Origin of the sequence: Rathayibacter sp. AY2B7, assembly GCF_002931635.1 — a bacterium.
Lineage (GTDB): Bacteria > Actinomycetota > Actinomycetes > Actinomycetales > Microbacteriaceae > Rathayibacter.
Window position 1 is genome coordinate 22,805 of sequence record NZ_PSUC01000029.1, and the last position, 7,987, is coordinate 30,791.

The window sequence follows — 7,987 nt, forward strand, 5'->3', positions numbered from 1 at the left end:
CGCGTTCCCGGGGGCCCCGTGCGTAGACTCGGGAGACGTCCCCACCTCGTTCACGACCCCGGAAGGCGGCGCGCATGGCTGTTCTCGAGACCATCGGCGGTCCTCGCGATCTCGATCGCCTGACCGCGGCCGAGCTCGAGACGCTGGCGCAGGAGATCCGCGACTTCCTCGTGCGCGAGGTCTCGAAGACCGGGGGCCACCTGGGCCCGAACCTCGGCGTCGTCGAGACGACCATCGCGATCCACCGGGTCTTCGACTCGCCGCACGACGCGATCGTGTTCGACACCGGCCACCAGTCCTACGTCCACAAGCTGCTCACCGGTCGCCAGGACTTCTCGAAGCTCCGGCAGCGCGGCGGCCTCGCCGGCTACCCGCAGCGGAGGGAGTCGCCGCACGACATCGTCGAGAGCTCGCACGCCTCCAGCTCGCTGTCCTGGGCGGACGGCATCTCCCGCGCCTTCACGATGACCGGCCAGACCGACCGCCACGTCGTCGCGGTCGTGGGCGACGGCGCCCTCACCGGCGGCATGACCTGGGAGGCGCTGAACAACATCAGCGACGACAACTCCCGCGGGCTGGTCATCGTGGTCAACGACAACGGGCGCTCCTACGCCCCGACCATCGGCGGCATGGCCCGCTTCCTCAACGGCGTCCGCACGCGGCCGACCTACCGCACGATGCACCGCGGCTCCCGGGCCGTCTCTGAGCGGCTGGGCGGCCCCGCCGCCGCCGTCTACCGCGGCGTGCGCGGCGGCCTCCACGGCTTCCTCAGCCGCTTCATCAACAACGAGGCGCTCTACTCCAACCTCGACATCAAGTACCTGGGGCCGATCGACGGACACGACCTGACAGCGATGGAGGAGGCACTCCAGCAGGCGAAGGACTACGGCCAGCCGGTCATCGTGCACGCGATCACCCAGAAGGGCAAGGGCTTCGGTCCGGCCGTGCACGACCTCGCCGATCAGTTCCACGCCGTCGGGCAGATCGATCCCGAGACGGGCGAGCCGCTGAGCGCGGCCGGGGCCCGCTCGTGGACCTCGGTGTTCGCCGAGGAGATCGTCACGCTGGCCGACGAGGACCCGACGATCGTCGGCATCACGGCCGCCATGCTCCGGCCCGTCGGTCTCGACCGCCTCGCCGAGAAGTACCCGGAGCGCGTCTTCGACGTCGGCATCGCGGAGCAGCACGCCGTGACCTCGGCCGCCGGTCTCGCCTTCGGAGGGCTGCATCCGGTCGTCGCGCTGTACGCCACCTTCGTGAACCGCGCCTTCGACCAGGTGCTGATGGACGTCGCGCTGCACCGCGCGGGCGTCACCTTCGTGCTGGACCGCGCCGGAGTCACCGGACCCGACGGTCCGAGCCACCACGGCATGTGGGATCTGGCGATCCTGCAGGTCGTCCCGAACATCCGCCTCGCCGCTCCGCGCGACTCCGTGCGCCTGCGCGAGGAGCTGCGCGAGGCCGTCGGCGTCACCGACGCGCCGACCGTGGTGCGCTTCTCGAAGGGGAGCGTCGGCGACGAGATCGACGCCGTCGAGCGCCTCGGCGACGGGGTCGACGTGCTCGCCCGCACCGAGCGCAAGGACGTGCTGCTGGTCACGGTCGGGCCGCTGGCCGCGATGGGTCTCGAGGTCGCCCAGCGGCTCGCGGCCCAGGGCATCGGAGCGACGGTCGTCGACCCCCGCTGGGTCGTGCCCGTGCCGACCAGCATCATCGAGCTCGCCCGCGAGCACCGCATCGTCGTCTCGATCGAGGACGGGGTGCGCGTCGGCGGGATCGGCACACGCATCCGCCAGGACCTGCGCGAGGCCGGCGTGGACACCGCGGTGACCGAGCTCGGGCTGCCCGACCAGTTCCTCGACCACGCCAAGCGCGAGGAGATCCTCGAGGACGTCGGGCTCACTCCACAGCACATCGCCCGCGACGTCGTCGCGCAGGTGCTGGGCAGCAAGATCCCGGTCGCCCGCCCGCTCCCGGACGAGGTCGAGGCCCGGGACGACGCCCGCAGCGACTGATCGTCCGTCGGGACCCGTGCCGCAGGCGACGCGCGGAAGGGGCGCCGGATCGGATCCGGCGCCCCTTCCGCGTCACTGCACTCGGCCTCAGTCGACGCCGCGGATGGCGGGGTGGTGGAACGTGTCCCCGAACGCCCGCTCGCTCGCGCCGACCCGGTCGAGGTAGGGCGTGAGCCCGCCCATCTGGAACGGGTAGCCCGCGCCCAGGATCAGGCAGAGGTCGATGTCCTCGGCGGCGTGCACGACGTCGTCGTCCAGCATCCGCTTGACCTCGTCCGCGAGACCCGTCTCGACGCGCAGCCGCAGCTGCTCGGCCGTCATCGGCTCCGTGCCGCCGGCGACGATCGCGACAGCGCGCTTGTCGACGCCCTTCACCCGCCCCTTCGCGTCTCGCTCGAAGACGTGGCCGAGCTCGGCGAGGCGGTGCAGGTTGGGGCTGTCGAAGAAGCGGTCGGGGAACGCGGCGTGGTGGGTGTCGAGCACGTGCGCGCCGACCTTGAGGCCCACCAGCTCGAGCAGCTCGAACGGCGTCATCGGCAGGCCGAACGGAGCCAGCGACTGCTCGACGATCTCGAAGGGAGTGCCCGTGTCGACCGCGTGCATCGCCTCGCCCAGGACCTTCGCCAGCACGCGGTTCACCACGAAGCCCGGCGTGTCTCGCGTGATGACGGCGTTCTTCTTGAGCTTCGCGGCGGTGACCATCGCCGTCGAGAGGGTCTCGTCGTCGGTGTGCGGTGTCCGGACCACCTCGATCAGCGGCATGACCGCGACCGGGTTGAAGAAGTGGAAGCCGACGAGGCGCTCCGGGTGCTCCAGCCGCTCGCCGATGCGCTCGACGGAGAGGGACGAGGTGTTGGTCGCGAGCACCGCCGTGGGCGAGACGTAGCGCTCGATGTCAGCGAACACCTCCTGCTTCACCGACAGCTCCTCGAAGACCGCCTCGATCACCCAGTCGGCGTCGGCGAAGTCGGAGCGGTCGGTCGTGCCGGTGATCAGCGCGCGGAGGCGGTTCGCGTCGTCGGGGGAGACGCGTCCCTTCGCCAGCAGCGCGTCGATCTCGGCGCGGATGCCCGCGACGCCCTTGTCGACCCGCTCCTGGTCGAGGTCGGTGATGACCACCGGCACCTGGAGGCGGCGGAGGAAGAGCAGCGCGAACTGCGAGGCCATGAGGCCCGCGCCGACGACCCCGACCTTGGTGACGGGCTTGGCCAGCGCCCTGTCGGGCGCTCCCGCGGGACGCTTGGCGCGCTTCTGCACCAGATCGAACGCGTAGATGCTCGCGCGGAACTGGTCGCCCGAGATCAGGTCGGCCAGCGCCTCGTCCTCGGCGGCGAAGCCCTCCTCGCGGGTGGTGTTCTTCGCGGCCTTGAGCAGCTCCAGCGCGCGGTACGGAGACGCCGCGACCGTGCCGATCCGCGACTCCAGCTGCTTGCGCGCGATCGAGATCGCGACGTCCCACTTGACCAGCCGCTCCATCTTGCCGGGTGCGTTCGGCCGCTCCACCTTCACGGAGCCGCCGATCACGCCGTCGGCCCAGCGGAGCGAGTCCTCGAGGAAGGCGGCGGGCGGGAAGATCGCGTCGGCGATGCCGAGGTCGAACACCTCCTGGCCCTTGAGCGTGCGGTTGTTCTTGAGCGGGTTCTCGACGACGACCTTGAGGGCGTTCTCGATGCCGATCAGGTTCGGCAGGAGCCATGCGCCGCCCCAGCCGGGGATGATGCCGAGGAAGACCTCGGGGAGCCCGAGCGCGGGGATGGAGGAGTCGACGGTGCGGTAGTCGGCGTTCAGGCCGATCTCGGTGCCGCCGCCCAGGGCGAGGCCGTTGATGAAGGCGAAGGACGGCACGCCCAGCTCGGCCAGCATCCCCAGCGTGCGGTGGCCCAGGCGCGCCAGCTGGCGGCCGAGCTCACGGCTCGGGATGGCCCCGACCTTGCTGAGGTCGGCTCCCGCGGCGAGGATGAACGGCTTGCCGGTGATGCCGACCGCCTGGATCTCGCCGCGCGAGGCGCGCTCCTTCTGCGTCAGGAGGACGTCCGCCAGCTCGAAGAGCGACGCCGGCCCGAACGTGTTGGGGCGGGTGTGGTCGCGGTCGTTGTCGAGCGTGATCAGGGCGAGCGTGCGGCCGCTGGGCAGCGGCACGTCGCGGACGTAGGAGTGGGTGACGACCTCGCCCTCGGCGAGGTCCACGAGGTTCTCGAATCCGTCGAGCATGGGTCAGCGTCCCTTCCGTCGTCCGCGCTTGCCGTCGTAGTGCGGGTTCTCCCAGATCACCGTGCCGCCCTGGCCGAGGCCGACGCAGAGGGCCGTCACGCCGAAGCGGACCTCGGGGTGCGACTCGAACTGCCGGGCCAGCTGGATCATCAGCCGGACCCCGGAGGAGGCGAGCGGGTGGCCGATCGCGATCGCTCCGCCGTACTCGTTGACGCGCGGGTCGTCGTCGTCGAGGCCGAAGTGGTCGAGGAAGGAGAGCACCTGCACGGCGAACGCCTCGTTGAGCTCGAAGAGCCCGATGTCCTCGATGGTCAGGCCCGCCTTGCGGAGCGCCTTCTCGGTCGAGGGGACCGGGCCGATGCCCATGATCTCGGGCTCGACGCCGACGTACGCGAAGCTCACCATCCGCATCTTCGCGGACAGGCCCAGCTCCTGCGCGGCCTGGGCGCTGGCGAGAAGCGACACCGTCGCTCCGTCGTTGAGCCCGGAGGAGTTGCCCGCGGTCACCCGGCCGTGGGGCCGGAACGGGGTCCGCAGGCCCGCGAGGCCCTCGAGGGTCGTCTCAGGGCGCGGTGCCTCATCGGCGGTCGCGAGGCCCCAGCCCGCGGCACTGCGCGTGGCGACGGGGACGAGGTCCGGCTGGATGCTGCCGGCGGCGTACGCGGCGGCGAGCTTCTGCTGGCTCCGCAGGGCGTAGTGGTCGGCGCGCTCCTTCGTCAGGTGCGGGAAGCGGTCGTGGATCCGCTCCGCCGTGCGGCCCATGTTGAGCGCGTCCTCGCCGACGAGGCGCTCCGAGAGGAAGCGCGGGTTGGGGTCGGCGCCGAAGCCCATCGGGTGCCGGCCCATGTGCTCCACGCCGCCGGCGAGGACCACGTCGTAGGCGCCGAACGCGATGCCGCCCGCGGTCGCGGTGACCGAGGTCATCGCTCCGGCGCACATGCGGTCGATGGCGAAGCCGGGCACCGACTTCGGCAGCCCTGCGAGCAGCGCCGCCGTGCGGCCGAGGGTCAGGCCCTGATCGCCCTGCTGGGTGGTGGCGGCGATCGCCACCTCGTCCACCCGCTCCTTCGGCAGCGCGCCGTTCCGCTCCAGCAGACCGATCATCGCCTTGACGACGAGGTCGTCGGCTCGGGTCTGCCAGTACATGCCCTTCTCGCCGGCACGCCCGAACGGAGTACGGACTCCGTCGACGAACACGACTTCGGATCTCTCGGCCACAATGCCTCCCAGGAACTCACGGTCGCCGTCGATAGTAGGAACCGGCACCGCGCAGCCGGAATCCTTTGCCGCTTCCTACGAAGGGGTTTCGGTGCCCTCGGCCGGCGCTTGGGCCGCTTCGACAAACGCGGTGGCGATCGAGCCCGACGTGGCCTCGACCTGCCACGCACGGGCGCCGGCGCGGGTGAGCTCCGCGGCGACCGACTCCGCGGTCAACGGCTCGGGCGGGTTCCAGGCCACCCGGCGCAGCAGCTCCGGCGTGAGCAGGTTCTCGACCGGGAGCGAGAGCAGCTCGGCGATCTCGGTGACCACGGCGCGTCCCGCCTTCAGGCGCGCGTCGGCGGCCGGGTTGCGATCGCCCCACGCGCGCGGAGGGGGGAGCGTGTCGGCGGCCGGGCGGGTCGGGCTCGGCAGGTCCTCGGTCGTCGTCCCGCGCTCGATCGCGGCCCACCAGCGCTCGACCTCACCGCGGCTGGCGCGGCCGGTGAAGTCGCGGCGGCCCGAGAGCTGGCCGATGCTGGTCGGGATGTTGCGGGCGACCGCGATGATCGAGGAGTCGGGGATGAGGCGGCCGGGAGCGATGTCGCGCTCGCGGGCGAACGCGTCCCGGGCCAGCCAGAGCTCGCGCGCCACGGCGAGGGGGCGCGGGCCGCGGAGCGAGTGCATGCCGGAGAGGCGGCGCCACGGATCCGGCGGGACCACCTTCGGGGCGCGCGCGAGCGTCGCCTCGAACTCCTCGCGGGCGATGCGCGTCTTCCGCGCGGCGATGAGCATCTCCTCCATGCGGTCGCGGAGGTCGACGAGGAGCTCCACGTCCTTCGCGGCGTAGACGAGCCAGCTCTGGGGGAGGGGGCGTGTCGACCAGTCGGCGGCCGAGTGCTCCTTGGCCAGGTGGATGCCGAGGAGGTCCTCGACGACGGCGCCGAGGCCCACCTTGGGCAGTCCGAGGAGCCGGGCGGCGAGCTCGGTGTCGAAGATCCGCACCGGGTCCAGGCCCACCTCGCGCAGGCAGGCGAGATCCTGGCTGGCGGCGTGGAGGACCCACTCCTCCTCGCCGATGACCGCCTGCAGGGCGTCCATCCGGCCGATGGCGGGGGGATCGAAGAGGAACGCGCCGACGCCGCGCCGGTAGACCTGGATCAGGTACGCGCGCTGCGAGTAGGTGAAGCCCGAGGCGCGCTCGGCGTCGACGGCGACGGGGCCCTCGCCGGCGGCGAGGGCGTCGACCGCGGCGAGGAACTCGTCGGGCGTGGAGAGGACACGGTAATCAGTCACGGTTGTTCCGTCGGAAGGCGAGCGGGGTCACACCGTCGCTCGATACGGGCGGGAGACCCGCGAGCATGCACAACAGCTCCCCCCACCCTTCCACGTGAGCGGCGAGCTGCGCATCATCCGGGCTCCAGGAGGCGCGGATCTCGATCTGCGCACCGTCCCCCTGAGCGGCCAGCTCGCCGAAGCCGGTGGACAGCACCTTGGTCGCCGTGCCGGACGCGGCGGAATAGGAGGCGCCCCGCGCCCCGAGGGCGTCGATGAGCCAGGACCAGGCGACCTCGGCGAGGAACGGATCGGTGCCGATCTCGACCTCGAGCGGGGCCTGGGCGAAGCAGACGACACGGAAGGGGCCGCCCCACTGCTCGGGCTCCTCGGGGTCGTAGAGCAGGATGAAGCGCCCCGTGCCCAGCTCGGAGTCGCGTCCGTGCGCGTGCGGCGCGACGTCGCCCGACAGGGCGAGGGCCCAGGGCGCGAGACCCGACGGCGAGGCGATCTCGGACACGGTGAGCTCGGCGCGCGTGGCAGCGGCGCGGATCGACTCCGTCGCGACCCGGAACTCCTCGGGGAGCTGGGACGACGCTGGGAATTCGGGCACGATCGCAGACTAGGGTTCCGACGCGCCCGGGACGCGGAGGCACGCCGAGTGGGCGGCTCTCAGCGCGTGCGGCTCCAGCGGGCGTAGACGGCCCCGGAATCGTCCGCGGCCAGCAGCGTCAGGGAGTAGGCGTCGTCGACGACGGCCGTGCCCGTCGCGACCGGGAGGCCCGGCAGGACGACGCGCGGCGAGGTGGTGAGGCACAGCTCGTCGACCCGGCCCGAGGCGAGGAACTGGCCCGAGAGCGAGGCGCCGCCCTCGCAGACGACGCGGTGCAGGCCGAGCCCGGCGAGAGCCTCCAGGAGCTCGTCGACGCCGATCCGCTCCGAGGAGGACGGGACCGGGACGACCTCGACGCCGGCGGGGAGCCCCTCCACCGCGCCGCGCGACTCCGGCACCAGCAGCAGGACCCGGGAGCCCTCCTGCAGCTCCAGGCGGTGCCCGGCGAGATCGCCCGTGGCGGAGACGACGGCGAGCGGGACCCGCCGGGGGACGCGGTAGCCCTCGGCGCGGACGCTGGCGGCTCCGACGAGGCGGTGCGCGTGCGCCTGAACATGATCGCGAGCGTCACCGGCTCCAGCACCGGCTCCGACGGCACCAGCGAGACGCTCACCAACCGCGTCGACCGCACGATCCTCGGAGTGGTCCGCGAGCAGGCCGACGTCGTCCTCGTCGG

General features: G+C 72.3%; 6 protein-coding genes. 1 reads left to right on the forward strand and 5 read right to left on the reverse strand.

Annotated elements, in window-relative coordinates:
* The first annotated feature begins 74 nt into the window (after positions 1–74).
* Positions 75–2,015 carry a 1-deoxy-D-xylulose-5-phosphate synthase gene (gene dxs / locus C5C27_RS07220; RefSeq protein WP_104314016.1) on the forward strand — a complete coding sequence of 647 codons (1,941 nt, stop codon included), beginning with the start codon at positions 75–77 and terminating at the stop codon, positions 2,013–2,015.
* 87 nt (positions 2,016–2,102) lie between these two features.
* On the opposite strand, the gene C5C27_RS07225 is transcribed toward dxs, so the two are convergent.
* From C5C27_RS07225 to C5C27_RS07245, 5 genes are all read right to left on the reverse strand, one after another.
* Positions 2,103–4,226, reverse strand: coding sequence for a 3-hydroxyacyl-CoA dehydrogenase NAD-binding domain-containing protein (locus tag C5C27_RS07225; RefSeq protein ID WP_104314017.1), 2,124 nt, complete (start codon positions 4,224–4,226; stop codon positions 2,103–2,105).
* A gap of 3 nt (positions 4,227–4,229) precedes the next feature.
* On the reverse strand, positions 4,230–5,444 hold the full coding sequence (locus C5C27_RS07230; RefSeq protein WP_104314018.1) for a thiolase family protein: 1,215 nt from the start codon (positions 5,442–5,444) through the stop codon (positions 4,230–4,232).
* Positions 5,445–5,519: 75 nt separating this feature from the next.
* Positions 5,520–6,719 carry a ribonuclease D gene (locus C5C27_RS07235; protein ID WP_104314019.1) on the reverse strand — a complete coding sequence of 400 codons (1,200 nt, stop codon included), beginning with the start codon at positions 6,717–6,719 and terminating at the stop codon, positions 5,520–5,522.
* Positions 6,712–7,311 carry a DUF3000 domain-containing protein gene (locus tag C5C27_RS07240; protein WP_104222090.1) on the reverse strand — a complete coding sequence of 200 codons (600 nt, stop codon included), beginning with the start codon at positions 7,309–7,311 and terminating at the stop codon, positions 6,712–6,714. The genes C5C27_RS07235 and C5C27_RS07240 overlap by 8 nt, the downstream gene beginning before the upstream one ends.
* A 59-nt stretch (positions 7,312–7,370) precedes the next feature.
* The coding region (locus C5C27_RS07245; protein ID WP_146079623.1) for a dihydrofolate reductase family protein at positions 7,371–7,987 on the reverse strand (617 nt) is incomplete at its 5' end.